The sequence below is a fragment of the Clostridium sp. LIBA-8841 genome (genome assembly GCF_057782475.1).
Genome location: NZ_CM173488.1, coordinates 1,651,991 through 1,676,693 on the forward strand (window position 1 = coordinate 1,651,991; position 24,703 = coordinate 1,676,693).

23 protein-coding genes are annotated in these 24,703 nt (G+C 25.9%); 20 read left to right on the forward strand and 3 right to left on the reverse strand.

What is annotated here, in order from left to right:
- Positions 1 to 226 precede the first annotated feature (226 nt).
- The 9 genes from AC2A4K_RS07260 to AC2A4K_RS07300 all read left to right on the forward strand — a co-directional run bounded on the left by AC2A4K_RS07260 (position 227) and on the right by AC2A4K_RS07300 (position 11,241).
- Positions 227 to 736: a PepSY domain-containing protein gene (locus AC2A4K_RS07260; RefSeq protein WP_322503616.1), complete on the forward strand. Its 510-nt coding sequence runs from the start codon at positions 227 to 229 to the stop codon at positions 734 to 736.
- A 395-nt stretch (positions 737 to 1,131) separates the two neighbouring features.
- Positions 1,132 to 1,800, forward strand: a complete 669-nt coding sequence (locus AC2A4K_RS07265; RefSeq protein ID WP_322503615.1) for a response regulator transcription factor — start codon at positions 1,132 to 1,134, stop codon at positions 1,798 to 1,800.
- Between the two features lie 40 nt (positions 1,801 to 1,840).
- A complete protein-coding gene (locus tag AC2A4K_RS07270) occupies positions 1,841 to 3,208 on the forward strand; it encodes a sensor histidine kinase (protein ID WP_322503614.1) in 1,368 nt (455 codons plus the stop codon).
- A gap of 679 nt (positions 3,209 to 3,887) precedes the next feature.
- Positions 3,888 to 4,496: a DUF3267 domain-containing protein gene (locus AC2A4K_RS07275; protein WP_322503613.1), complete on the forward strand. Its 609-nt coding sequence runs from the start codon at positions 3,888 to 3,890 to the stop codon at positions 4,494 to 4,496.
- A 318-nt stretch (positions 4,497 to 4,814) separates the two neighbouring features.
- Positions 4,815 to 5,381 (forward strand): hypothetical protein, encoded by a 567-nt coding sequence (locus tag AC2A4K_RS07280; RefSeq protein WP_322503612.1) that lies wholly within the window; start codon positions 4,815 to 4,817, stop codon positions 5,379 to 5,381.
- Positions 5,382 to 6,300: 919 nt separating this feature from the next.
- Positions 6,301 to 7,008 carry an ABC transporter ATP-binding protein gene (locus tag AC2A4K_RS07285; RefSeq protein ID WP_322503611.1) on the forward strand — a complete coding sequence of 236 codons (708 nt, stop codon included), beginning with the start codon at positions 6,301 to 6,303 and terminating at the stop codon, positions 7,006 to 7,008.
- Between the two features lie 37 nt (positions 7,009 to 7,045).
- Positions 7,046 to 8,650 (forward strand): putative ABC transporter permease subunit, encoded by a 1,605-nt coding sequence (locus AC2A4K_RS07290; RefSeq protein ID WP_322503610.1) that lies wholly within the window; start codon positions 7,046 to 7,048, stop codon positions 8,648 to 8,650.
- Positions 8,651 to 8,992: 342 nt separating this feature from the next.
- Positions 8,993 to 10,003 (forward strand): DUF4003 family protein, encoded by a 1,011-nt coding sequence (locus tag AC2A4K_RS07295; RefSeq protein WP_322503609.1) that lies wholly within the window; start codon positions 8,993 to 8,995, stop codon positions 10,001 to 10,003.
- A 260-nt stretch (positions 10,004 to 10,263) separates the two neighbouring features.
- On the forward strand, positions 10,264 to 11,241 hold the full coding sequence (locus tag AC2A4K_RS07300) for a DUF4003 family protein (RefSeq protein WP_322503608.1): 978 nt from the start codon (positions 10,264 to 10,266) through the stop codon (positions 11,239 to 11,241).
- A gap of 270 nt (positions 11,242 to 11,511) precedes the next feature.
- Here AC2A4K_RS07300 and AC2A4K_RS07305 read toward each other — a convergent pair whose 3' ends face one another.
- Positions 11,512 to 11,721, reverse strand: coding sequence for a hypothetical protein (locus tag AC2A4K_RS07305; protein WP_322503607.1), 210 nt, complete (start codon positions 11,719 to 11,721; stop codon positions 11,512 to 11,514).
- 261 nt (positions 11,722 to 11,982) lie between these two features.
- Between AC2A4K_RS07305 and AC2A4K_RS07310 the strand changes: the two genes are divergently transcribed.
- From AC2A4K_RS07310 to AC2A4K_RS07320, 3 genes are all read left to right on the forward strand, one after another.
- Positions 11,983 to 12,168: a DUF4177 domain-containing protein gene (locus AC2A4K_RS07310; RefSeq protein WP_322503606.1), complete on the forward strand. Its 186-nt coding sequence runs from the start codon at positions 11,983 to 11,985 to the stop codon at positions 12,166 to 12,168.
- A gap of 242 nt (positions 12,169 to 12,410) precedes the next feature.
- Positions 12,411 to 12,674, forward strand: coding sequence for an autorepressor SdpR family transcription factor (locus AC2A4K_RS07315; protein ID WP_322503605.1), 264 nt, complete (start codon positions 12,411 to 12,413; stop codon positions 12,672 to 12,674).
- 32 nt (positions 12,675 to 12,706) lie between these two features.
- Positions 12,707 to 13,300, forward strand: a complete 594-nt coding sequence (locus AC2A4K_RS07320) for an SdpI family protein (protein ID WP_322503604.1) — start codon at positions 12,707 to 12,709, stop codon at positions 13,298 to 13,300.
- Between the two features lie 140 nt (positions 13,301 to 13,440).
- Here AC2A4K_RS07320 and AC2A4K_RS07325 read toward each other — a convergent pair whose 3' ends face one another.
- Positions 13,441 to 14,259 carry a nitroreductase family protein gene (locus tag AC2A4K_RS07325; protein WP_322503603.1) on the reverse strand — a complete coding sequence of 273 codons (819 nt, stop codon included), beginning with the start codon at positions 14,257 to 14,259 and terminating at the stop codon, positions 13,441 to 13,443.
- A 362-nt stretch (positions 14,260 to 14,621) separates the two neighbouring features.
- Here AC2A4K_RS07325 and AC2A4K_RS07330 point away from each other — a divergent pair, with 362 nt between their 5' ends.
- The 6 genes from AC2A4K_RS07330 to AC2A4K_RS07355 all read left to right on the forward strand — a co-directional run bounded on the left by AC2A4K_RS07330 (position 14,622) and on the right by AC2A4K_RS07355 (position 20,838).
- Positions 14,622 to 14,948, forward strand: coding sequence for a winged helix-turn-helix transcriptional regulator (locus AC2A4K_RS07330; protein WP_322503602.1), 327 nt, complete (start codon positions 14,622 to 14,624; stop codon positions 14,946 to 14,948).
- Positions 14,949 to 15,194: 246 nt separating this feature from the next.
- Complete coding sequence (locus tag AC2A4K_RS07335; RefSeq protein WP_322503601.1) at positions 15,195 to 15,404, forward strand: zinc ribbon domain-containing protein; 210 nt, start codon at positions 15,195 to 15,197, stop codon at positions 15,402 to 15,404.
- 446 nt (positions 15,405 to 15,850) lie between these two features.
- Positions 15,851 to 16,354 carry a transglycosylase SLT domain-containing protein gene (locus tag AC2A4K_RS07340; protein WP_322503600.1) on the forward strand — a complete coding sequence of 168 codons (504 nt, stop codon included), beginning with the start codon at positions 15,851 to 15,853 and terminating at the stop codon, positions 16,352 to 16,354.
- Positions 16,355 to 16,534: 180 nt separating this feature from the next.
- On the forward strand, positions 16,535 to 17,839 hold the full coding sequence (locus AC2A4K_RS07345; RefSeq protein WP_322503599.1) for an FtsX-like permease family protein: 1,305 nt from the start codon (positions 16,535 to 16,537) through the stop codon (positions 17,837 to 17,839).
- A 37-nt stretch (positions 17,840 to 17,876) separates the two neighbouring features.
- The gene (locus AC2A4K_RS07350; RefSeq protein ID WP_322503598.1) at positions 17,877 to 18,632 is read left to right on the forward strand and encodes an ABC transporter ATP-binding protein; all 756 of its coding nucleotides are present in this window, start codon (positions 17,877 to 17,879) and stop codon (positions 18,630 to 18,632) included.
- Positions 18,633 to 18,915: 283 nt separating this feature from the next.
- Entirely contained in the window at positions 18,916 to 20,838 is a 1,923-nt protein-coding gene (locus tag AC2A4K_RS07355) for an FUSC family protein (RefSeq protein ID WP_322503597.1), read from the forward strand.
- 214 nt (positions 20,839 to 21,052) lie between these two features.
- Here the strand turns inward: AC2A4K_RS07355 and AC2A4K_RS07360 are convergent, their stop codons facing one another.
- The gene (locus AC2A4K_RS07360; protein WP_322503596.1) at positions 21,053 to 22,597 is read right to left on the reverse strand and encodes a [FeFe] hydrogenase, group A; all 1,545 of its coding nucleotides are present in this window, start codon (positions 22,595 to 22,597) and stop codon (positions 21,053 to 21,055) included.
- A gap of 225 nt (positions 22,598 to 22,822) precedes the next feature.
- On the opposite strand from AC2A4K_RS07360, the gene AC2A4K_RS07365 reads away from it, so the two are divergent.
- A complete protein-coding gene (locus AC2A4K_RS07365; protein ID WP_322503595.1) occupies positions 22,823 to 23,242 on the forward strand; it encodes a hypothetical protein in 420 nt (139 codons plus the stop codon).
- A 363-nt stretch (positions 23,243 to 23,605) separates the two neighbouring features.
- Positions 23,606 to 24,496, forward strand: coding sequence for a hypothetical protein (locus tag AC2A4K_RS07370; protein WP_322503594.1), 891 nt, complete (start codon positions 23,606 to 23,608; stop codon positions 24,494 to 24,496).
- Positions 24,497 to 24,703 lie beyond the last annotated feature (207 nt).

Sequence of the window (24,703 nt, forward strand, 5' to 3'; positions counted from 1 at the left end):
TTTATTAAAAATAGGGTTCTCTTAAAAAGAAGGAGATTTTATAGGTGAGAACCCTTAAAAGAGTATGAGTTTTAATGATTATATTTATATATATGTTTTGAGTTTAGTAGATAGTAGTAAATAAGGAAAATTAAAAAATTTTAATCTATATCTAATTTTATATTCATGATGATAATAAGAATCTATTATATTATTAATTCAAGAGAAATGAGGGAGGAATTTAGAAATGAAAAATGTTTTATTAAAAGTAAATGAGATATTAAGAAAATATAGGAAGAAGATAATAATAGCAGGAACAGTAGTGGCTTTAGGAGGAGTTGGTGTTTCAGCTGCTGGTGGAGCTTTCCTTTATAATAGAATGCAATCAAATATTAAATATACACAAGGACAATGTGAAGAGGTTGCTTTAAAACAAATTCCTGGAGAAATTGTTAAGGTTAAAAAGGATATGGACTTAGAAGATGGAACTTTTGAATATGATTTTCAAATAAAAGACAAGGACAATATGCTTAAAAAAATAACCGTTGACGCAGCTTCAGGTGCTATAGTAGACATTGATCATGAAGATGATGACTTTCGTGACCATCATGATAAAAATGGCCATAGAAAAGAACATTATAATAACATAGATAGAAATAACAATGAAAATAGCATAAATAATAATTCAAATGAAGGAAATGGAGTAGTAGAAAATAATAATGAACCGTCACAAGATACACAATCACAAAGTAATTAAGTGTGAGTTATGTTCTAACTAAAATCTTAATGTTGTTTAGAGCACAGTTGAAAATAAAAATATTTGCTATTAAAACAGTTAAACTTGGTAGCTTTAATGTAAAATGATAAAATTATAGTGAGTTATATACTCACTATTTTTTTACATTAAAGTTTAAAGGTCTGTTTTAGATGAATGTTGATTTTTACATAGAACTGTAGGATTATCCTAATGAGCAATGCTTTGGGAATTAAAGTTGATATGAGGAGCTAGCTAAAAATCAATACTGGTTTAAAACATAGCTAAGTTTAAACTTATATGATAGGAGGTATAAAGTTTAAATAAGGCAATAAGTAGTAATAAAATAATAAGGATTTTACTAAAAAACCTTTTAAGATGAAAAGGAGTTAAAGTATATGAAGAAAATTTTAATGGTTGAAGATGAAGAAAATATATCAGATTTTGTTAAGATGGAACTTGAGTATGAAGGGTATGAGGTGACTGTAGAAAGTGATGGTAGAGAAGGTCTTAATAAAGCTTTAGAAAATAATTATGACTTAGTAATTTTAGATATAATGCTTCCTAATATGAATGGTTTTGAGATCTGTAGAAGATTAAAAAGAGAGAAGGATACACCAATAATAATGCTAAGTGCAAAAGACTCTGTTATGGACAAGGTTAATGGACTTCAAATAGGGGCTGAAGACTATTTGGCTAAACCTTTTGCTATAGAGGAGCTTCTAGCAAGAATAGAAGTAATATTTAGAAGAGAAAAAAGGAAAGAATCCATGATAGTAAGTTTTAAGGACCTTGTTATAAATAAGGAATCTAGAACTGTAACTAAAGAGGGAGAAGATATTCTACTTACTAATAAAGAGTATGAGCTTTTGATGTTACTTATTTCAAATAAGGATAAGGTAGTTTCAAGAGATGAAATACTAAATGAAATATGGGGTTATGATTATGAGCCTGAAACTAATGTAACAGATGTGTATATTAGATATTTAAGAACAAAACTAGACCCTAAGGATAAGGAGAAATACATAAAAACTGTGCGTTCAGTTGGATATATAATGAAGTCTTAAGGGCTTCGTATTAATTATATTAATTAAGAAGGTGGAATTTATGAAAAAAAGATTACCTATTTTTCAAGAACTTACCTTAGGATCATTAGCAATAATAATGGTGATTTTGATTGTTTATACTGGAGTGCAATTAATTAGCTTTGCTTTTTTTAGTAGAGATTATGAAAAAGACTTATTAAAAAATGAGTATAAGAATATAGTAGCTTTAGCTGAAGATGAGGAAATAAATATTTCAGAGGAGAGTTTAACAAATTATTTAGATAAAATATCTTCTCATAAAGATCATAATTCTTTAATAAGAATTTATGATTCAGAGGAAAATAAAAAATATACAAGAGATTCAGTTAAAGGAATTGATTTACATAGAGAGGATAATGAGTTTGAAATAAAAACAGAGTTTAGAGATTTTAAGCTATATGATGTTTTAAGTGGTCCTATAACTATTAAAGGGAAGACATATACAATACAAATAGTTAAGAACATAAATATTTTTAAAGACTTTATTGAAAGCTATTTTTATAGTTTTATTGGTATTGTAATTTTAGCCATAATACTTAGTGTATTAGGTGCTGTCTATGTGTCTAGGATATTCTTGAAAAGATTAAATAGGCTTACAGATACTATGGTGGAAATAAAGAAAAACGGAATTAGAGAAAGAGCTTATGTTTCAGATAAAAATGATGAATTCGATAGGGCTAATAAGGTTTTTAACTCTATGATGGATGAAGTTGAAGAGAACTTTGAGGAACAAAGGAGATTTGTTTCAGATGCTTCTCACGAGTTGAAAACACCTTTAACAGCCTTGCAGGGACATTTAAATATGCTTAAAAGATGGGGAAAAAATGATAAGGAAAGATTAGATAAATCACTAGATGTTTGTTTAAGTGAGGTTAATAGATTAAAGAAAATAGTAAATGATATGCTTGTTTTATCTAGAGTTGAAAAGGAACAAATGGACTTATCAACTTTAAAACCATATAACCCAGAAGTATTAATAAGTGAAACCTTAGAAAACTATAAAATTTTAAATGAGAGGCTTATTTACACTTTAAATATAGAAGAAGGTGCAGAAGTTAAGATTTTAGAAGAACATTTAAAACAACTTTTAATAATATTTATTGATAATGCCATAAAATATAATGATAAGGAAGAGATTAAGGTTCAGGTTACCTTATATAATAAAAATGGTAAAAACTGTATTTTAATAAGAGATAATGGTATGGGAATTCCTAAAGAAGATATAGAAAATGTTATGAATAGATTTTATAAAGTTGATAAATCAAGAGTAAATAATAATTCCTTTGGCTTAGGTTTATCAATAGCCAATAGAATAGTTAAACTTTATGGAGGAAAAATTATTATATCTAGCGAACTAGAAGTATTTACTGATATTAAAGTTAAATTGTAAGTGAAAGTCCAAATTTTAATTTGGATACTTGAACTTATGTAATGAGATTGTATTTCTTTAAAAAGAAGGCTTTGCTTCTTTTTATCATTAGGTAGAATTGTTGAAAAAGTTCTAAAATAGGGCTTTTTTAAGTGTTTTAATATTGAGAAAACTATTTAAATTATGTATTAATTCCGGTAAAATCAATTGGTATGAATTACCACAATAAAAATTCATAGCTTTATGGTATAATAAGGTTAATAGGGAATTAATTACTTTAAAAACCTTATATTATATATAAGGTTTTATTTATATGCCAACAATTTCATCATAAAAAATTATTTACAATACAAAGTAGTGATCGATCTTTAAAGGTATTAGATTGTATTTTAATTTTAATATGGGTGTACTTTGAATTTAAATGAGTATTAAAAGAAAGTTTAATAAAAAAAGTAAAGATATAAATTAAGAGCTTTAATACAATTGAGTAAATAAATTTAGTTTGTATAATTTAGAAGGGAAAATTATACTTTAGCTAGTATAGTTAAAATAAAAGGGGAGGTGAAAGTCACTAATATATTAAGCTTTTAGTTATCTTACATTTAATGTATTTTAAGAAATGCTAGGGTATGTTGTAAGGATAATTTGCTTAATTTATGATTTAATTTTTAAAGTTTTATCAAATTAGTGATTAAGTTTTTTGAAATTAATTTGGAAAGGGAAGTTTAAAGGCTTAGAAAATCTTCCAATAGGTGATTTACCTGAGAATGCTATAAGATTTGAAGAGCCAGAATCAGCTGAGGAATTAGCTAAGGAAACCAGAAGGTTTTTAATACCGGTTGTAATATTTTTACTAATAGTTATTTTTCTTAGAATAAGAGTCAGTGGATTCTTTAGACTAAGAGATGTAATAAATCCTTTTGGTATTATTTTAATACCATTTAGTATATTACCACATGAATTTTTACATGCTATTTTTTTCCCAAAGGATGCACAGGTTGAGATGTGGTATTCAATTAAACAAATGATAGCTTTAGTTACATCAACTGCTGCCATAACGAAGAAAAGATTTATATTTTTAAGTCTTTTCCCAAATATAGTATTTGGGTTTTTCCCCCTTATATTATGGATTTTTATACCAAATAACATGAGCTTTATATCTGGAATTCTGTTTACCTTTGGTTTTATAAGTTTAACTATGGGGGTAGGAGATTTCATGAATGTCTATAATACCATAAAACAGGTTCCAAAGGGTGCTATGACTCAGATTTCAGGATTTAACTCTTATTGGTTTTTTAAAGAAGATTAAAGTTTAAATATATGAAATAAATTTAGGCATATATAAATTAGACAAATTTTAAGGTGAAAAAGGCAAGTAAAATTACTTGCTTTTTTTATGCTTTTTTAGAGAAAAAATAATATGAAAGATGATATAATGTAAATGGAGAAAAATAGAGTAGATAAGCTTAAGCATTTATCTTATAGCAAAAAACTTTAAAACTCTATGGTTTATAAGGAGTTAGTTCTAGAAATAATAGATTACTAGACAACTTAGACAGGAATTTAGAGGGTAACAAAAATTTTACTAAATTAATGGATAAAAATTTAGAATTAGGAGGATTTAAAGATGAATTTTTTCAACAAAAATGAAGAAGAAAAAAGTGCTATAGAAGTTGCTGTAAATGAAGAGGGCAATTTAGAAAACGTTACTTTTGATGAAAGTGATGCTGTAGCCTTTGGAATGAAAGATGATGAGGAAGAAGTAGAAAATGAAGAAAACAAGGAAGTGGATGAGCAAGGAGAGCTTTTAAATCCAATACCAACGCCAATTAAACAAGAAGAAAATATGTTAGATTATGTTGTTACTCTTTCAGATGAGCAAAAAATTAAACTTAATGAACTTATACAAGCTAATGATTTTTCAGGAGTAAGTAGATTGCTTTCAGAACATAAAAGAATAATTTCAACTCCTAAGGAGCTTTTCAATGTAATATTAAATTTTGATGATAATAAAATAATTCCTTTTAAATCTGCCATGGTACTAGGTTTAGATGAGTTAGATGCTTTCAATGTTTTAGCTAGAAAATATCCAATAATTAAAGAAGTTGAAAGAAGCAAGATTTCAATAAAAAGAATCAATAGAGTTCAACAATCACAAATTATTCTTGTAGATGGGGAAATGAAGTTATCTTAATTAAATTAGATAGTTAAATACTTTAAGGTGATTTTTAGTAAGGTTTTAGACAAGCTATTAAAAGAACTCTTTAAATTTTAAGGATGTTTATTCTTACTAAGGTTTATTTAATATTTTTCATACATAAGGAAAAAAAGAGATTTTATGACTAATTCTAAAGTTATAAAATCTCTTTTTTATTGAAATTTATATTATATAAAGTTTGTTGAATCCTCTTATATGTTCAAATATGCTCTTTCTTTTGTATTAAAAAAACAAGTTTAAAAATTGAGGCTATTATAATAAAGCCCAAAAATATACTTAATACGCTTAAGGTATAAATATGGGTAGAAAGTAAAAAATCAAAGAATACACTCATAGATAAACCAAAGATTACGTAGGCTAGGACAAAAATTATACACTTTTTAGATTCAAAGATTTTCATAAAACAACACCTCTTATAATAAATTTAGTTAGCTTTTAATTAACTAGATAAAGCACAAATTAAAATTTATGTTTTGCTATTTATTAATGCGTATAAATATTTATAAGTGTTTAAAGTATTGTTGTATTTATTATTTTGATACTTACTAAAATTTTTTAGTACAAATAATTTGCATAATCTTTTATTATATTTTCTTCTTAAAATAAAAAATTTATTGTTCTTTATATTTTTATTATACAACAATATATACAATAATAGGATATATTTAGGGGATAGAATTAAATATATGAATATTTAAATTTCTTTTCTTTTAAATGAATATAAAAGTATTAAAGGGAGAGAAATTTTAATAGTTTTATAAAATAAAAAGCAATTCATTAAAAATAATAAATCTATTGCTTTTTATGTTATAGTTGGACTATAATTAATATAATAAAATTATGGATACAAAATGGAAAAAGATAATTTTAATAAAGAGGCATGGAGGGGTCAAGAATGCTAAGTGTTAAAAATTTTTCTAAGGCATATAAGGAAGGTAAAAAGGTTGTTGATAATATATCCTTTGTTGTTAATAGAGGTGATATTTTTGGTTTTATTGGTCATAACGGTGCAGGAAAAACGACCACAATAAAATCAATAGTTGGTATATTAGAATTTAGTGAAGGAGAAATAACTTTGGATGGATTATCAATTAAAGAAAATCCTATTGAATATAAAAAAGAAATAGCGTATATACCAGATAATCCTGATCTTTATGAGTCACTAACTGGAATACAATATTTAAGTTTTATTGCAGATATTTATGGAGTTGGAAAAGACGAAAGAGAGAAAATGATTAAAAAGTATGGAGATGCTTTTGACCTTACAAAAAGTTTAGGCGGGTTAATAAGCTCTTATTCTCATGGAATGAAGCAAAAGCTAGCAGTTATTTCTGCATTAATCCATAAACCAAAGCTTTTAATACTTGATGAACCTTTTGTTGGACTAGATCCGAAGGCGTCACATACTTTAAAGGAAATAATGAAGGAGTTATGTAATGAAGGACATGCTATTTTCTTTTCAACTCATGTATTAGAAGTGGCAGAAAAACTTTGTACTAAAATCTCTATTATAAAAGAAGGAAAGATAGTTGCAGAAGGTAAAACAGAAGAGGTAATAGGGAATAGTTCTCTAGAGGATATATTTATGGGACTTATTGAATAATAAAATTGAAAGGAATTTACTTATAAGGGTGATTTCAATGAATAACTTATTTAAACTTTTAAGGATTAATTTTATAAATAATTTTGGACTAAATGCCTTTTTTATAAGAGATGATAAAAATGAGAAAAGGAAGGCATTAAGTAAGTTAGGGATAGTTTTATTAGTTCCTATAGTGTTTTTATATATTTCATCTGTATATTCTATACTCTTAGCAGATATGCTTAAAAGTATAGGAGCTATGGAGCTTTTACTTCTTTTAGGAGTTATAGGAAGTGCTTTAGCTGTACTTTTCACCTCAGTATATAAGGCTCAAGGAACTTTGTTTTCAGCCAATGATTTTGATATGTTAATGGCTTTACCAATAAGCAATAAAGTAATTTTTACAAGTAAGCTTATAGATTTATTATCTTTAAATTGGATATTTACAGCTTGTGTAATTATACCACCTTCAATTATATATTTCATTAATATGGGGGGAAATCCTGTAATTTTCTTTTTAATGATAGTTATTTCTATATTCTTATTACCATTAATTCCTATAATAATAGGAGCAATTGGAGCATTTATAATATCCTACTTTGCATCAAAATTTAAATATAAGAATTTAATTAGCATTTTAGGAAGTACTTTAATATTTTTAGTTGTTTTCCTATTTTCTTTTAAAATGCAAGACTTATTTAAATCATTAGCAGAAAATAGTAACAATATAATGGATAGCTTAGGAGTGGCTTATCCTCCTTCAATATATTTAACTAGAGGACTTGTAAATGGAGATTTACTTGAGTTCTTAAAATTTGTAGGTATATCAGTAATACCTTTTATAATATTTGTGCTTTTATTTAGTAAACAATTTAATAAAATAAATTCAAGACTTGGAGAAAGCTTTAAGAAGGAAGAAAACTTTAAAGTTTCTAAATTAAAGAGTAACAGTCAACTTAAAGCTCTTTATTTAAAAGAACTAAGAGGGTATTTTTCTACTCCTATTTATGTATTAAACACAGCCTTTGGAATGATTCTTCTGATTATAGGAGCAGTTGCTATTTTCTTTGTTGATAAAAATACAATAGCTACACTTATAGGATTCCCAGGAATGAGCAGTAGAATAGGACTTTTAATATTGGGACTTATGATGTTTTTCATTGGTCTTTCTTCAACTACACCATCATCAATATCATTAGAAGGTAAAAATTTATGGATTGCAAAATCTTTGCCAATAGGAGAAAATAGCATATTTCTAAGTAAGATTTTGCTTTGTTTAACTATAACGGTGCCAGCAGTTATATTAGCTAATATATTATTTGCTATAGGACTTAAGTTTTCAATTATTGATATACTTTGGAATCTAGTTATATCAGTATTATATTGTTTCCTTTCAGCAACTATGGGAATAATCATAAATTTATATTTCCCTAAGTTTGAATGGTCATCACCAACTGCTGTTGTTAAACAAAGTGCTAGTGTATTTATAAATATAATATTTACTTTTATAAGTATAGGAATTCCTGTGGTAATATTTATGGTATTATCTGATATTGGAATAAATACATTTTTAGGAATTAATTTAGGGATCATCATTTTAGTAATTATAGGAGAGTTAATACTACTTAAAAGTAAAGGAAATGAGTTGTTCTCTAAGCTTTAAATAATATGTTTTCATAGTAAAATTGAATTGGTAAATAGACATTATGAGTAATTTACTTTTAATGTCTATTATTATATTAAGCTTTTTTAAATTTAAAATAAAAACTAAAAATGTAGTATTTTTGAATAATAAAATATTGTTCACTAATATATATTAAGGTATTATTTAAGTAAAGGGTAACTATTTATAAAAGGAAATTAAAATAGTAATAGAGTTAACTCTATAGTCAATTTAAAATAATAAATATAAAAATGATACTAAGAAAGAGTGAAGTAAACTTCTTTGAGCTTGGCAATAGATTTACTAAATAAGTTCATAGAGAACTTGTAGGAGGAATAAAGTATGGTTGAAATCAGTAATGGCAAGATCAATTTGCTTATTGATAACAGTGAGATTTTAGATAATGTAAGTGGAATTGGTTTCGGAACAAATATTTTTAAAAAATGCAATGCTTTAAATCTTACAATTAAAAATAAAAATGCAGATAGAGAGAGGATTGAAGAAGCCATTAGAATAATAAAGAAAAATACTTCTTTATTTTCAAATTTTAGAGGAAATAATTTAATTACTACTTCTGTAAACGTTTCTCAAGAACCTGATATGGAAGGTGCATTAGAAGATATAATGGTTATTTACAAGGAGTTAAAGGAAGTATTTTTTAGTAATGAATATTTAATATTAGCAGCACAGATAATATATTCTGCTAGGGAAAGAATTAAGATTAGTGAAGCTATTATAAATACTAGGGCTGCCTATGATTATATGAAAAAAAGTCATAGATTTTTAACAGGATATGAAGATATATGTTCAGCTGCTGTAATAGCAACAACTTCAAATAATTTAGAAAAAACTTTTGAGGATGTGGAGGAGTGCTATACTACTTTAAGTAAGTTAGGATTTTCAAAGGGAAATTATCTTCAAGGATTATGCAACATGCTTGCAGTTATAAATCTTCCAGTTAAAGAGAAGTGTGAGAAGGCTTATAAGATGAGAAAAAGTCTTAAAGAAAAAGGGGTTAATTTAAAAGGACATGCATTCCCTATTTTAGGAGTCATACCTTTTGTTTGTGATGACTATGATGATTTTGGAGAAGAAGCAAGTATAGTTTCTGAAAAAATAAGAAATGCCAAAGGCTTTGGAAATTTTAGTCTTGGAAGTCACTTAAGAAATATGATAGCAGTTTCTCTTGTTGCCTCTGAACATTCAGAATATTTAGGAGAGAAATTAAAAGAAAATATTAAAAATTTAACCAACAATGCTTCGCTTAGCATTGTAATAGCAATGCAAGTAGCGGCGGCTTCAGCGGCAGCAGCAAGTGCAGCAGCGGCTTCCTCAGCATCATCGGGAAGCTAAATTTTTAAAAAATATATATTAAAAATAAACCTCTTCAATTATTTATTTTATATTTTGAAGGGGTTTATAATAGGGCAAATATGAACAAACTTTAAATAGGTATTGAACTTTTTGTGGATAAGAGTATAATTTGTATTAATATCAGTTTGAAAGTTAATTTTTGTAATATCATACATAAGTTTATATAAGTTTAGTTATATTACAGTAGTTAATTTTCATTGATTTATAATTATTTTTTATCAAAGAAGGGAATGATTATTATGATCAACGAAAAAGTAGATTTATTAATTAAAAATGGTGAAATTTTAGATGATGTTGAGGGTACTTCAGAAAGAAATATTAATAGAAAGTATAGTGCTTTAGATCTAACATTAAAAAATGAACTTGCTAATTTAGATAAAATAGAAGATGCTATTAAACTTATAAAAGGAGAAACAGCTTTTTATTCAGAATATAGAAGAAAAAATTTATTAAATTTAGCCGTTAATTTATCTTTAGAAGATGACACATATAAGGCTTTGATGGAAATAAAAGATATATATACTAACCTTAGAGGTGAATTTTCAGCAAGTAGATATTTAATGCTAGCAGCTGAATGCATATATCTTGCAAGAAACTTTATTGATGTTGAAAAAGTTATTAAAGATACTAAAGTTGCTTATGAATGTATGAAGAAGAGTCATAGATTTGAAACTAAGAGAGAAGATATATTATCAGCAGCAGTAATTGCAATGACTTCACTAAATGTTGCAGAAACATTTCAAGAGATTAACGAATGTTATGAAGTATTACTTGAATGTGAATTTCCAGGAAGTAATAATATAGAATTATTAAGTAATGTATTAGCACTTATAAACTTACCCGTTGATGAAAAATGTGCAACAGTTAGAGATTTAGCAACAATTTTAAAAGAAAATAAAGTTGAACTTAAAAAATCAGCTCTTCCAATACTAGGAGTAACAGCTTTTGTAACTGATGATTATAATAAATTAAGTAAAGAAATCCTAGATGTTGCAGAAACACTAAAAGAAAATGAAGGCTTTAAATCAGCTACAGTAAGTGAAAAAGCTAGAAATATGATGGCATTAATATTATTAACTAAAGATTATTTACAAGGAATAGAAAAAGAAGTTAAACGTAAACTTACTAAGTATGATTCAGATAGAACTTTAGATACAATCTTTGAAATAGCTTCAGATGGTAGAGTCATCATTGGTGAAATGGAAGTAGAAGTTTAATTATATTTTAAAATAAGTACAAGCCTACTAAGTTTATTTTTTAGTAGGCTTGTACTTATTTAATCAGATTTTTTAACTTATAAAAGAAGTTAATTTTTGATGAATTCTTCTAGTAATTCTAGTTTCTTTGTATTATTTATTTTTTCAAAAATCTTCATATCTATAAATTCACATAAAATTTTATGATCTTTAGTTATTTTTTATTAGATCTTTTGAATGTCTATCTAAGTTTACAAAAATATTTTTAAGCAAGATATTATTTTATATAGGTTATTTTAAGACTTTATTTATAAATAAAAGTCCAAAGAAAAGAGTACATCCTAAACTAATTAAAGTGCTTAAAAAAGCCAAAAAGCTTATACCTATTTTTTTCTTTAAACTTTGAGGTTCTTTCCAAACAACAAAGAGTTCATAGAAAAAAGTAAATATTTCTATTAAAAGAGAGATTCCTAATAGAGTATATGCGATTTTAAGTAACATAAAAGACTCCTTTTACTTAATATAATTTTATGCTTTATATATAACTATATTTTAAAGTAGTTATTGTACTTTATATAGCACTTTAATGTGATTTTAATTTATAATTAAGAAATTGTATTAATTCATAAAGAAGAAGTTTATATAATTTACTTTATTTTAATTATATTTTTACAATAAATGGTATAATTATATTGAAGTTTATAAAAAAGATTTTTCATAATAGAAAGTCTTTTAATTTTTAGGGTTTATAAGGAGGAGAATATGTATAGATATGAGTATGTAGAAGCACAGGCTGAGGGATTAGTTTTTAGTTCAGCTAATCATAGAGAAATTATTGATGAGTATGCAGAGAGAGAGTTTAGATTTGTTACTGCAATACCTACTAGTTTTAGTGGACATGGTAATCCTAAAACCTTTGATTTGGTTTTTGAAATTAAGGTAGATTAATAATATTTAGACAGAGTTATTAAAGATATTTATGTAAATTTATAAGTCCTTCACTTTAAATAAGTGAAGGATTTTTTTACTTAGAATAAAGAAGAATTTTATTATGAATAAATTGGAAATTATTAATTGAAGTGATTGAAAATTTATGGAAAAAGAATATACTAATAATAAGATATTTAACTAATTAGCTAAATATTTAATAATTGTTCTAAAGGAGGGAGGTTGTTTTAACAACGAAAGTCATGAATAAGGTTTTTAAGGCATTAAGTGATGAAACAAGAAGAGAAATACTTAAGTTACTAAATAAAAGAGACATGAGTGCGGGAGAAATAGCAGAGAATTTTCATATGTCTAAGCCATCTATATCTAAGCACCTAGATATTTTAAGAGAGGCAAAGCTAATAACGTCAGAGAAAAAAGGACAATTTGTTATTTATTCTTTAAACACTTCAATTATTCAAGAGGTTTTAAGTGGATTTCTTGATATTTTTCAGAATAAGGATTAGAGGTTTAATTTATTAATCAGGAGGGTTATTTAATGAGAAAGTTTGATTTTATTAGAGTATTCTTTTTGGTAATTTCGCTTTTAATAATATTATTAGGTATTTCTATGAAAGAAGGAAATGGATCTGTATCTATTATTGGAGGATTAATAGTGATTGCCTTAGTTGTTTTAGATAGAAATTTACCTAGAGTAACAAAGCTATCAAAAGAAAATCCAAAGGTTAAGACCATGGAGAAAATAAATAGGGTAAGTATAGGTATTATTGTTTTACTTACAATTTATTTAACTTTGAGTCCTACGGGGTTAGAGAGTAATAGTAAAAATGTTATTTTAATTGGTTTAATATCAATATTTATGATAGGATTTGGAAATATAGCGCCTAAAATTCCTTTTAATAGATATATGGGATTGAGACTTCCTTGGACAATAAGAGATGAGGAAACTTGGAGAATTGCTCATAAGATTGTTGGTTATACAGCATTTCCTATTGCCATATTAATGTTTATATCATCATTCTATTTTGATGCAAACAAAGTAGGGGCTACAGGAGTGTTGTTATGGGTATTAATACCAGGATTATATTCTATGTGTTTTTATTATAAGAAAATGAGTTTTTTTAAAAATTAAAATAATAGAGATAACATAGAGTATCAAAATAGTTTATTAAATAAAAAAGTTGTATTAAAGCTTTATTAAAGTTACTTTTGATACAACTCTTTTTATTAAATGTAACATTCCTATCTAAAAATAAAGAGGCAAATTTAAAACTACATCCAAGTTATTTTAGCTTCTTTTCTTGGAACAGTTCTTTTATATTTAACTCTAGGATATCCAATCACCATACAGTTTACTAAAGATTCATTTTCTTTTAATCCCAAGAATTCATTTATTTTAGGATTAACGTCAGATGCCCTTTTTAAGAATCCACTAAAATAAGTTCCAAGACCTAGAGCATTAGTCATAAGTTCCATGTTTGATGCAGCAAGAGAAGCATTTACAGCAGATTCTGACTTAACAATTATAAGTGCAGGTGCTTTAAAGAATAATTTGTCTTCTCCATTTGGATCTTCTAAGAAATCATTATACATTTTAATCCACATATAACAATATCTTTTTATAGTTGCTGGAGTAGTCTCTTTGCTTATTAAATTTTCTCCTAAAGAATTCAATGTTTCTAAAACCATTTTTCTAAGTTCTTGAAGTTTATCTTTTACAACTACATAAGAAACATTTTGCATATTACTTCCTGTTTGAGTAAATCTTCCAACTTCTATTATTTTTTCAAGCTTTTCATCTTCAACATCTTTATTTTGGAAAAGTCTTGTGCTTCTTCTAAACTTAATAAAATTTAAAAGTCTATCTGAGTCAATATCAAAGTTTTCTTTGTTATATTCTTGAATTTTACTCATATCATAATTTACATCTGAAACTGCTTCCTTAGGGCAAATAGCAATACAGTGTCCACATTCTATGCAACTTTCATTCTTTATATGTGCTTTACCATCTACCATTTCAATATCACTAACTATACAATCTTGCATACAAAGAGTGCAACCTATACATTTACTAGTGTCTACTTTCATCATAATAAATCAACCTACCTATCTAATAAATATCATTTGAAATTTCTGTACGTCTAATTAGAATTATAGTAATCATTAAATCTTAAAACAAGTACGCAAAATTTGTTTAGTTACTTACAAAAAGTTAAGTGTTGAATTTATTTTTTTATCATTAATTTCAAAAATTAAGTAGAAAAAGCTCTATAAAATTTTTATATAGATTAATTTTTTATATTAATTATCTTATTTAAATTAAAGAGTTAAATGAATTATAATTAATGTGTTAAATAGAAATATTAAAGATTAGAAGTAATTTCAGAGATTATGAATTTAAATTATTATATGATATCATTACTTAATAAAGTAAGTTTTAGGATTGGTGCTATATGAAAAAGTATAATAAGAGAAAAATTAATGAAAGATATATAGAGCACGCTTTGAAAGTTTTAAGTGGAAAGTGGAAGTTGAAAGTTTTATGGGAAGTTTCTAGTTATGATAGTATAAGATTTAATCAGCTTCAAAAAAATATTGAGGGAATATCAAGTCTTATGCTAACAAGAGTTTTAAAAGATCTTATAGATAATAAACTTATATTAAGAACTCAGTTTAATGAAATTCCACCACATGTTGAATACTCTATAACTGATCTTGGGAAAAGTTTATGTCCAATAATAAAGCTTTTAGAAGATTTTGGAGAAAGTATCTTGGAGTAGGAATACAGAGTTTAATATTAAATAAAGCTTAAATATATTTAAGAATTAAGAATATTTAAAAGTTTTGTGGTAATATAATTAAAATAGCAATGATATTAATTTAATTCTAAATTACATAGTATATTCCTTACAAATTTGAAATGAAAAAGTAAGAAACGTAAATATTAAAAATTGAATCTATGGCATATACTTAATTTATAAATTAAATAAGAAAATTTCTAAGGGAAAGAAAAGGAGTTTTTATATATGGAAAAGAGAAAATTTATTTGTCCAAAATGTCAATGTGAGGAATTCGTAAGTGATCAAATACAAGCCACTGGTGGAACTATGGCTAAACTTTTTGATGTTCAAAATAAGAAGTTTATAACTATAAGCTGTAAGCAATGTGGATTCACTGAGTTCTATAAAGCTAAAACATCAACAGGAATGAATATATTGGACTTCCTAACTTCATAATTTAAAACTAACTTGTATTAATAAAAAATATTAGATTTTAAGTTTAAAAATAAAAGTTCTAAGGTTCATATATTAATTATGAACTTTAGGACTTTTTGTTTTGCTCTATTTTAAGTGAAAATCAAAATTTTAATTTGTCTACTTGAATTTATGCAATTGAACATAGTGAAATTATGTTCTTTGAAAGAAATAAGACTTAAGAGAGGATTTGAGCATTCTTAATTTAGTTGAATTTATTTGGGAGTATAGAAACTCTACATGACAGCTTAGATAGGAAGGGATTTTATTAAGAAGTATTTAGGTAAGTTAGTGTTTTCTTACAAAATTGAAATGAAAAAGTAAGATACTTAAATACCTAGATTTTAATTTAGAATTTATAATAAAATTGTCAGGTGAGAAGAAATGACTAAGACAAAAATGTATATGTAAATTTAGGAGGAAACAAAATGATAAAAAAAGTAACAAGTGGAGTATTAATAGCATTAGCAGTAACTATAGGAGCTGGATTTGTAGCAAGGGAAACTGTGTTTCCAATGAAAGATAGAGATATAATAGAGAAATATGCTAAGGAATATAATGTTAAACCAGAAAGAGTTGCAGCATTTATAAACTTTGAAACAGGATTTGATAAGGTTGAATATAAGGAACATAAAGCTTCAGGCTTAATGAAATTAACAGACGATACTGGAGCTGAAATAGCAAAAGAAATTGGTGATACAAACTTTAAGTCAGAACAAATAGCAGATGATGATAAAAATATACAGTATGGAACATATTATTTATCAAAGAGTAATGGAAAATCTTTAGAAGATACGGTTGGCGAGTGGTCTATAAGAAATGGTGAAGAAAAGAATGAAAAAATAGATATGAAGGAATATGCTAAGGAATATTATACAGATAAAATCAAGAAAAGAGAGGCCATTTATAAAATGTTATATTTTCAGTTCTAAAATTTAAATCTGTTTTAGATTGATATTGATTTTTAGCTAGTCCTTCAAACCTAGCTAAAAATCAAACACTAGTTAAAAAATTAGCTTAAAATTAAAATCTAAATGTAATGTTTAATTATTCAATTTAGAAGTATAGAATATTAAGTTTAAGCTACGAAATGAAGATGGGAGGAATTAAGTATGGGCTTAGCCATCAGAAATATAAAGAAGAATAAGATGGATTATATTATCTATGGAACAACTTTAATATTAAGTGTTTCAATACTATATACCTTCAGTTCTATAATGTTTTCTAAAGAAGTTGGTTCCATAATAGATACTTATAATAAATTAGATGGAATATTCTATATGGCAATAATAATGGTTATGTTAGTCTTATCAACTTTTGTATGGTATGCAAATAAATTTTTTATAAGAAAAAGAAAAAAAGAATTGGGTATTTTTTCATTGGTGGGTATGGAGAATAATAAAATATCTAATATGATTCTTAAAGAGCTTATGTTAGTTGGCTTAGGAGCAGCAGGAGTAGGAACACTACTAGGAGCTGTTTTATCAAAAATTACTTTTAGTATTTATACAAGTATTTTAGGACAAGCTTTTACAGGAACAATACCATTTATAAATACAAAAGCTATACTAATAACTAATGGATTATTTTTATTCTTTTTTTATTTAGTGGCTTTAAATAGTGCTAGCGTAATAGATAAATTTAAGTTAATAGATTTATTTGGTGGCGATAAAAAAAGAGAAGAGGGATTCAAAAAGCCATTAATTAAAGGAATACCAGCAGTAGTAATAATTATAATAGGATATATTACTTATCCATGGTCTTTTGCAACCTTAGGATTAACTATAATCGTGACAACTGTAATAGTTATAAAAGGTACATATAAACTTTTTTCAACTAGAATAATGAAAAATCTTATTATTAGAAAAGAAAAGTTAAATCTTGAAAATGGTATAGAAAATATAGCTTTAGCAAATGTATTATTCAGATTAAAAAGTAATTCAAGAATGCTTTCATCAATTTCTGTGTTAATTGCTTCTAATATTACTGTTATAGGAGTATGTGCTACTCTATATTTTTCAGATGAATCTATGGATGCTATGATAGGAAATATATTTTTTATTGGTATATGTATAAGTCTAGTTTTTGCTTTCTGTACCTTATCAATATTGTTGTTTAAATTAATAAGAGAAGCTTTTGATGAGAAAGAAAGATTTAAGATATTATATAAAATAGGCTTTGATCATTATGAAATTAAAAAAATAATAACTACTGAATTAAAATTTTATTTTGGAACTCCTATCAAAATAGGAATGGTACATGCATTAGTAGCACTTAGTGTAACTATTTTGGGGTTAGCAGAAAAATTTTTATTAGTTATAGGTGGAGTAATGCTTGTTTATTCAGTAATTTATTTAATTTACTTTTTAATTACTAGAGAATTATACATGAAGATAATTGAAGATGGAATTAAGTAATATGATTAAATTTTAAAATGTTAGGAGTATAAGTTATATGAAAAATGTATTGGAAATAACAAATTTAAAAAAGGTCTATGGTAAAAATGAAAATAAAACAGTAGCTTTAGATAATATAAATTTACATATTAAAGAAGGTGAGTTTATTGGTGTTATGGGACCTTCAGGATCAGGAAAGACAACCCTTTTAAATATAATAGCAACTATTGATGAAGCTAGTGAAGGCCAGGTTATTATTGATGGTAAAAACTTATGTAAGGTTTCTAAAAAGAATCTAGCAAAGTTTAGAAGAGAAAGGTTAGGATTCATATTTCAAGACTTTAATTTATTAGATACTTTAACAGTAAAAGAAAATATAGTACTTCCACTAACATTATCAAAGGAAAAAGGTAAGGATATAGAAAAAAAGGTTGAAGAAATCTCTAAAAGACTAGGAATTTATGATTTATTAAATAAATATCCATGTGAGATTTCTGGAGGGCAAAAACAAAGAACAGCAGCTTGTAGAGCTATTATAGCCAATCCTTCAATAATTTTAGCAGATGAACCAACGGGAGCTTTAGACTCAAAGAGTGCAAAGAATTTATTAGAAACATTACAAGGATTTAATGAGAAAGATAAAGCAACTATAATGATGGTAACTCATGATTCTATTAGTGCTAGTTATTGTTCAAGAGTTATATTTATAAAGGACGGTAAATTATATAGGGAGCTTTTAAAAACTAGTTCGAGGGAAGAATTTTATGATGAAATAGTTGAGGCTGTTTATAATATGGAAAGAGATTCTATATAGGTGATTAGAATTTATAAGTTATGTTTATATGTAAGCAAATGAAAAAGCTTATTTCTACATTGGTGGAAATAAGCTTTTTTTTATAAATTTTATTTTAATTTAATAAATATAATATATCATCAATTTCTGAATTAGATTTTAATCATATTTATAATTAGAATTTTATTTACATTAATTAAATCGATAATTATTTATAGATAAAATATGAACAAATTGTAACTAAATGTGGTACAATCTTTATATTAGAATATTTAAAGATTGAATTTTGAAAGAAGGAAAAAATATGGACTTAAAATCTTTAAAGAGAATTTTAAAAACAGCGTTACCGCCAACGATTTTATCAATGTTGTTACTTATCATAAATTTAAAATTCTTTGGATCTAGTAATATAATTATTGCTACTTATATGACATTAACTTTTATTAGGATGAGAACATATTTAATTATTGAAAAGAATGTGTTTAAACCGTTATTTATACACTTAGCTATTGGTGTATTTGCATCTATAGCAAGTATGGGAGGAGTAGGTGAAGTAATAATTAACTTCTTTGGAATAATTCTATTGGTTTATATTTTAACAGATGATTATAACCCTAATAGTTATTTCCCATATTTAATGGCATTTGTACTTCTTCAAATGTTTCCAGTAACTTTTAAAGAAATTCCTATTAGACTTTGTGGAATTTTTGTATCATATATAATTGTTTATTTAGCTTTGATTATTGTATCACCTAAAGGAGAGGATACAAAGATTCAGGACTTAATAAAGAATGGATTTAATAATCTCTACTTACAATTTAAGGATCTTTATAATGAAAATATAGTTGGAGTTAAAACTGGACAAGTTGAGCTTTTTGATATTTGTAGAGAGCTTAATAGGTTTGTTTATTCAGGAGAAAGAAGAAAATATTATCAAATTATGGTTGCTTTTCAACATATAAATAATTTAATTCATGATTTAGAAAGTTCAGAGGAAATGATTCGTGAGAATAAGAAGGAGTTTAAAAAATTCTATAAACTGTTTAAGTATCTTAGAGATAATTTTAAGAATTATGAATTGTGTCATAGAAAATTAGATGAATTTGAGAGGGAATTTAAGTTTCACAATAAAAATCTTACTTTCTATACGGACCTAGTTTTAAAATATTTATCAGAAGCTATAGAACATTTAAATCTTCATAGATTTAATTTAAAAAAATTCTTAGATTTTAAAGAGAATAAAGAGTATTTTCAAGTTTACAGTAAATATAACTTTAAACTTAATGAATTTAAATTTAGATTTGGCATAAGGATGGCTATAATAGTAACATTATCATTCTTTGTTGTTAGAGTATTCTCTCTTCCAAAGGGATATTGGTTGCCTATGACAGTATTTCTTTTAGCACTTCCTTTTTATGAAGATAGTAAAGCAAGGGTTTATGATAGATTCAGAGGAACTGTTTTAGGGGTTATATTAGCGTTTATATTATTTTCTATTTTCAAAGGTCATGAAATGCATTTTGTTATAATCTTAATCTCAACATTCTTTATGTATGCATTTAAGGATTATGCAACTATGAGCATTTATATAACTTGTTATGCTTTAGCCATAACTACTATTTCTATGAGAGATGGAGAGGCTGTTACATTAAGACTAGCTTATACTGTAATTGCAGCCTTAATAGTATTATTTGCTAATAAATTTATTTTACCTAATAAAAATCGTGTAGAGCTTATAAACATGATAAAAAGACTTTTTACTTTAGATCAAATAATGATTAGTAAGGTTAAAGAAGCATTAAAAGATGATTTTAATGAAATGGAGCTAAGAAGGATTATTTATTCATCTTATCTAATTAGTGGAAGAATACAGATGCATAATGATTCTAATAATAAAAGAGAATGTGAAGAACTTAAGAAGTTTATGTTAGCTAATAGTGAATTCACAACATCCATAATAAATTACGCTGTTGTTTTACATAATTCAAGAAAAGATTCGTTGGATTATGATTACATAAATGAAGGTATAAGAATTATGGAAGAACAATTATCAAGTTTTAATGAGGACTTTCTAGAGAATCATGATATAGTAGGCGAGTCATGCAGTAATATTCAATTAATAAAACATGAGAATAATTATAAGAATTATTGTTTAATAAAATGTGTAGATAGGGTTTATGGAATTGAAAATAGATTAAACACTCTAAAACCTTTAATAAATAATTAAAGGTTTTAAAGTGTTTAATATAATAGTTTTTCATATAATTGGGCAATTAAATATAGGATATTATTTATAAGTCTTATGAATGTAATTTAGAACTTATGGTTATATAAAATGCTAACCATAAGTTCTACTTATTACTTTAAAAAACTTTTACTTATATCCTTTTGTTTTGGTGATTTTAAAGAAAATCTATTAATTAAAATATTTAAAAAGAATACTAGTATTTTATATGAAGTAAATCTTCAGCTTTAGATCCACCTACCTCCCCTAGATAAGATGCATATAGTTCTTTTACATCTTTATTTTCATGAGAGTATCTTACTGGTGAGTTTTTATCAATATTTTCAAGAACCTCTCTGCGTAAATCAATATAGCTCTTTTCTAATTTTGTATTGGTACTTTTATCATAATAATCCATTGAGATGGCATTACTTCTACAAATATTACTGCAAAGAGTACAATGAACACATTTATCTCTAGATACAGAAGCAACATTCTTCGTGTTAAAATCCAAAGCGCCTACAGGACAGTTTTCTATGCAGGTTCCACAGGATATACATAGTTTTTCATTTATATTAACTTCTTTTTTTACTTTAGGAGTACCACCTCCATTTACACATCCTCCTGGACAAGTCATAACCTCAATAAATTCATAATCTTTCCATAGTCCACTATCTAAGAACTTAATAAGGTTTGAGATTCCACTAACAGCAGCAGTTTTTAGTGTTAAATTTTTTGTCTTATAATTGATCACTTTAATTCCAGGGAATTCTTCTAAATCAGTTAATTTAATATTTGACATTTTTTCTATTTCTTCAGGTGTTTCTTTTAAATAATATGATAGAGTTCTTAAGGCACTTCTCAAAAGTCCACCACTACTTCCAAAGATGGCGCCTCCTGATGTAGTTGTATCTAAAAAGTCATCCGGTTCAGTTGATGGAATATTATCTATATTAATTCCTTTTTCTTTTAGAAAGTTTGCATACTCTCTAACAGTAAACACAGCATTTATATCTGAATAATTACTTCTTCCCATGCCACTTCTTGTAGCTTCAAATTTTTTAGCGATACAAGGTTTTATTGATGTAACAAATATATTTTCTGGAGAGAGATTATTTTTTTCAGCAAAATAAGTTTTTATGGTAGTGCCTATCATTTGTTGAGGAGATTTACATGTGGATATGTGTGGTAATAAATCAGGTCTAAATCTTTCAGCCCATTTTATCCAAGCAGGGCAACATGAAGTAAACATAGGAAGAATTCCTTTATTTTTAATTCTTTCTAAGAGTTCATGCGATTCTTCAACTATGGTTAAATCTGCACCAAAGTCAGTTTCAAAAACTTTATTGAATCCAGATAATCTAGCTGAAGTTGCAAGTTTTGATGATACGTCAGTTCCAATTGGTAAATTAAATTCTTCTCCTAGAGTTGCTCTAACTGAAGGAGCAAAAATTGAAATCATATATTTATTTGCCTCTTTTGCAGCAAGAATTTTTTCTTCAGGATTATCTGAATCAATAGCACCAGTTGGACAAAATAGGGTACATTGTCCACAATAAATACAGTTACTCTTATCGAAAGTATCTTGCTTAGGAACTATAACTTTTTTATCAGGACGTGATAATCTTAGTACAGATATTTTAGTTGATTTAGCACAGGTTAAGGCACAAGCTGTACATGCTATACATCGTCTAGGCCTTATATATACAACTTCGTTATTTTGTCTCATATGTCTTTTAATTTTTTTATGTCTTTTACTCAAAACAAGGTTCCTCCTAAAAATATGTTCTTTATAAATATATAGAAAAAAACTTAGTAAAATACTTATTGATGCTAAAGAAAAGGTAATATATTTTATTAAAATAGAGAATATGTTAAAAAAGAGATTAACTTTTTTACTAAATTTAACATATTTAATCTTTTGAAAGCATATATAAATAATAGTTGCTTAAATTTTACATTTTGGCAAGGAAAAGGAGGAGTAGAGGTGAAAGAAATATTAAAGTATGATTGCACAATGACTAGATATGATTTGGATGTTGATATAAAACAAAAGAGCATAAAAAATCAATATATAGATACATTTTGCTTTAACTGTGAAAAAGGATTTAGTGTTAATGATGGGGGTTACTTCATAGTAGATGAACCGTATTGTTCTTTGGAGTGTGTTGTAGAAGCAATAATAAAAGAGATAAATAGTGAGCTAAGAATTAAAAAGTTAGATAGGGAAAGTATTAACTTAAATTATTTATATGAAAGTTCAGCTAAGAAAAGTTTACTTCATTTAAAGAATCATTATAATTTAGACTCTACTCAAAAGGAAAGAATGATAGAATTTGCTAAGGAAAAAGATGCAGAATATTTAATCGACCTTTTAGAAAAAATTTTATACAGTAATGAATCCTAAAAACAAGGAACTTATTTGTCATAACTAAACTAAATATTATTGAGAATAAATAAGATATGAAGACTAAGATTATATTAAACAAAATAAGTTGTTAGCAAAATTAATAGATTTTAATGTAAATTATGATTTAAGCTATAAAAGGAGTATCTTTTAAGGGTACTCCTTTTTCATAATCTAATTCTATATTTGGATAAAATTTTCTATAATAATTATTTAATATAATATACAACTTTTGATTACATTATAGCTATATTTTTTATTTATAATAAATCCAAAAGGGATAAAAATTACTTAGGTGAAAAATATAATTAATATAAATTTTAAGTGAAAAAATTAAGAGGTTAAGGGGATAAGAAATTAGATATGTTTAATATTTTTTCAATTCTAACAAGTATCTTTATGTTGATTAGTAGTACATTAGTGACTATCAATGAGGATGCTTATGAGTCTTTAGAAATGTTTGTAGAAGCATATGAAAGACAATTTGAAGATTTCATATACTTTGCAGATAAGGAGGAAGATGAAAATATATATAATGATTTTATTATTGAAAATAAAGTAGAAAATGAACATGAATTTCCTAAAGAAAATATAAAAAAATTTAAATCACATTATCCAGAAACTGAAGACGAAGGGTATAAAGTATCTTTAGAGGAAGAGGGATTGAAAATAGGTGAAAAGAATACAATAGTAAGAATGTCTTTACCAGATAATATGAATGAAACAATGCATCCTTTATTAGATGTAGAATTTATAACTGATTATGAGGTAGCAAAGGATTTGGAAGATGCTTATTGTTTTTTAATAGGTAAGGATCCTTTAGAAGTGGGAGATATTAATGGAGAATGGCATTTTAATACTATGGTTCTACCAGGTTTTATAGTAAGATATCCAAACTTTTTAAAAATATCAAAGGGAGACTTTAAAGCAGATGTGGCAACTATGTCTTTACTAAGTGACGATGGAGAAAGTCACATAACAATTAGCAGGTATCCATCTGCAAGCAGTATAGAAGAAATATATAATGGATATTCTAAGCAAAGCGATATATCAGAGTTAGGGGAGAATTGGGTTTTTACTTATAGTGAGGATCTATTGAATAATAGATTTAACTATACTGTTTTAGATAGAGGCATGTCAAAGGATTTCTTTGGAGCCTTTCCTAGGGAATATAAAGCTGTCTTTGATGAAGTTATTGAAGAAGGGCGAAATAGTTTAAAGGTTTGCGAAGAATTCCCAAGTTTAGTTAAATAAAATAACATATATCACATATTTTTATTTATTATCTAAGAGAGAAATACAAGAGACACTTAATTTATATTTTTATTATAAATTAAGTGTTTTTATTTTAAGAAATACTATTGTGTTACTAATTTTAAATCGTATATTTGATTAATAAAAAAAATTTTATAAATATCTAATTAAGCTTACGTAAAGAAATGAATGATATAATAAATACGA

Excerpts from the sequence above, each read along its gene's own strand:
- AC2A4K_RS07260 (WP_322503616.1), top strand. The coding sequence starts at position 227 with ATGAAAAATGTTTTATTAAAAGTAAATGAGATATTAAGAAAATATAGG.
- AC2A4K_RS07265 (WP_322503615.1), top strand. The coding sequence starts at position 1,132 with ATGAAGAAAATTTTAATGGTTGAAGATGAAGAAAATATATCAGATTTT.
- AC2A4K_RS07270 (WP_322503614.1), top strand. The coding sequence starts at position 1,841 with ATGAAAAAAAGATTACCTATTTTTCAAGAACTTACCTTAGGATCATTA.
- AC2A4K_RS07280 (WP_322503612.1), top strand. The coding sequence starts at position 4,815 with ATGAATTTTTTCAACAAAAATGAAGAAGAAAAAAGTGCTATAGAAGTT.
- AC2A4K_RS07285 (WP_322503611.1), top strand. The coding sequence starts at position 6,301 with ATGCTAAGTGTTAAAAATTTTTCTAAGGCATATAAGGAAGGTAAAAAG.
- AC2A4K_RS07290 (WP_322503610.1), top strand. The coding sequence starts at position 7,046 with ATGAATAACTTATTTAAACTTTTAAGGATTAATTTTATAAATAATTTT.
- AC2A4K_RS07295 (WP_322503609.1), top strand. The coding sequence starts at position 8,993 with ATGGTTGAAATCAGTAATGGCAAGATCAATTTGCTTATTGATAACAGT.
- AC2A4K_RS07300 (WP_322503608.1), top strand. The coding sequence starts at position 10,264 with ATGATCAACGAAAAAGTAGATTTATTAATTAAAAATGGTGAAATTTTA.
- AC2A4K_RS07305 (WP_322503607.1), bottom strand. The coding sequence starts at position 11,721 with ATGTTACTTAAAATCGCATATACTCTATTAGGAATCTCTCTTTTAATA.
- AC2A4K_RS07310 (WP_322503606.1), top strand. The coding sequence starts at position 11,983 with ATGTATAGATATGAGTATGTAGAAGCACAGGCTGAGGGATTAGTTTTT.
- AC2A4K_RS07315 (WP_322503605.1), top strand. The coding sequence starts at position 12,411 with ATGAATAAGGTTTTTAAGGCATTAAGTGATGAAACAAGAAGAGAAATA.
- AC2A4K_RS07320 (WP_322503604.1), top strand. The coding sequence starts at position 12,707 with ATGAGAAAGTTTGATTTTATTAGAGTATTCTTTTTGGTAATTTCGCTT.
- AC2A4K_RS07325 (WP_322503603.1), bottom strand. The coding sequence starts at position 14,259 with ATGATGAAAGTAGACACTAGTAAATGTATAGGTTGCACTCTTTGTATG.
- AC2A4K_RS07330 (WP_322503602.1), top strand. The coding sequence starts at position 14,622 with ATGAAAAAGTATAATAAGAGAAAAATTAATGAAAGATATATAGAGCAC.
- AC2A4K_RS07335 (WP_322503601.1), top strand. The coding sequence starts at position 15,195 with ATGGAAAAGAGAAAATTTATTTGTCCAAAATGTCAATGTGAGGAATTC.
- AC2A4K_RS07340 (WP_322503600.1), top strand. The coding sequence starts at position 15,851 with ATGATAAAAAAAGTAACAAGTGGAGTATTAATAGCATTAGCAGTAACT.
- AC2A4K_RS07345 (WP_322503599.1), top strand. The coding sequence starts at position 16,535 with ATGGGCTTAGCCATCAGAAATATAAAGAAGAATAAGATGGATTATATT.
- AC2A4K_RS07350 (WP_322503598.1), top strand. The coding sequence starts at position 17,877 with ATGAAAAATGTATTGGAAATAACAAATTTAAAAAAGGTCTATGGTAAA.
- AC2A4K_RS07355 (WP_322503597.1), top strand. The coding sequence starts at position 18,916 with ATGGACTTAAAATCTTTAAAGAGAATTTTAAAAACAGCGTTACCGCCA.
- AC2A4K_RS07370 (WP_322503594.1), top strand. The coding sequence starts at position 23,606 with ATGTTTAATATTTTTTCAATTCTAACAAGTATCTTTATGTTGATTAGT.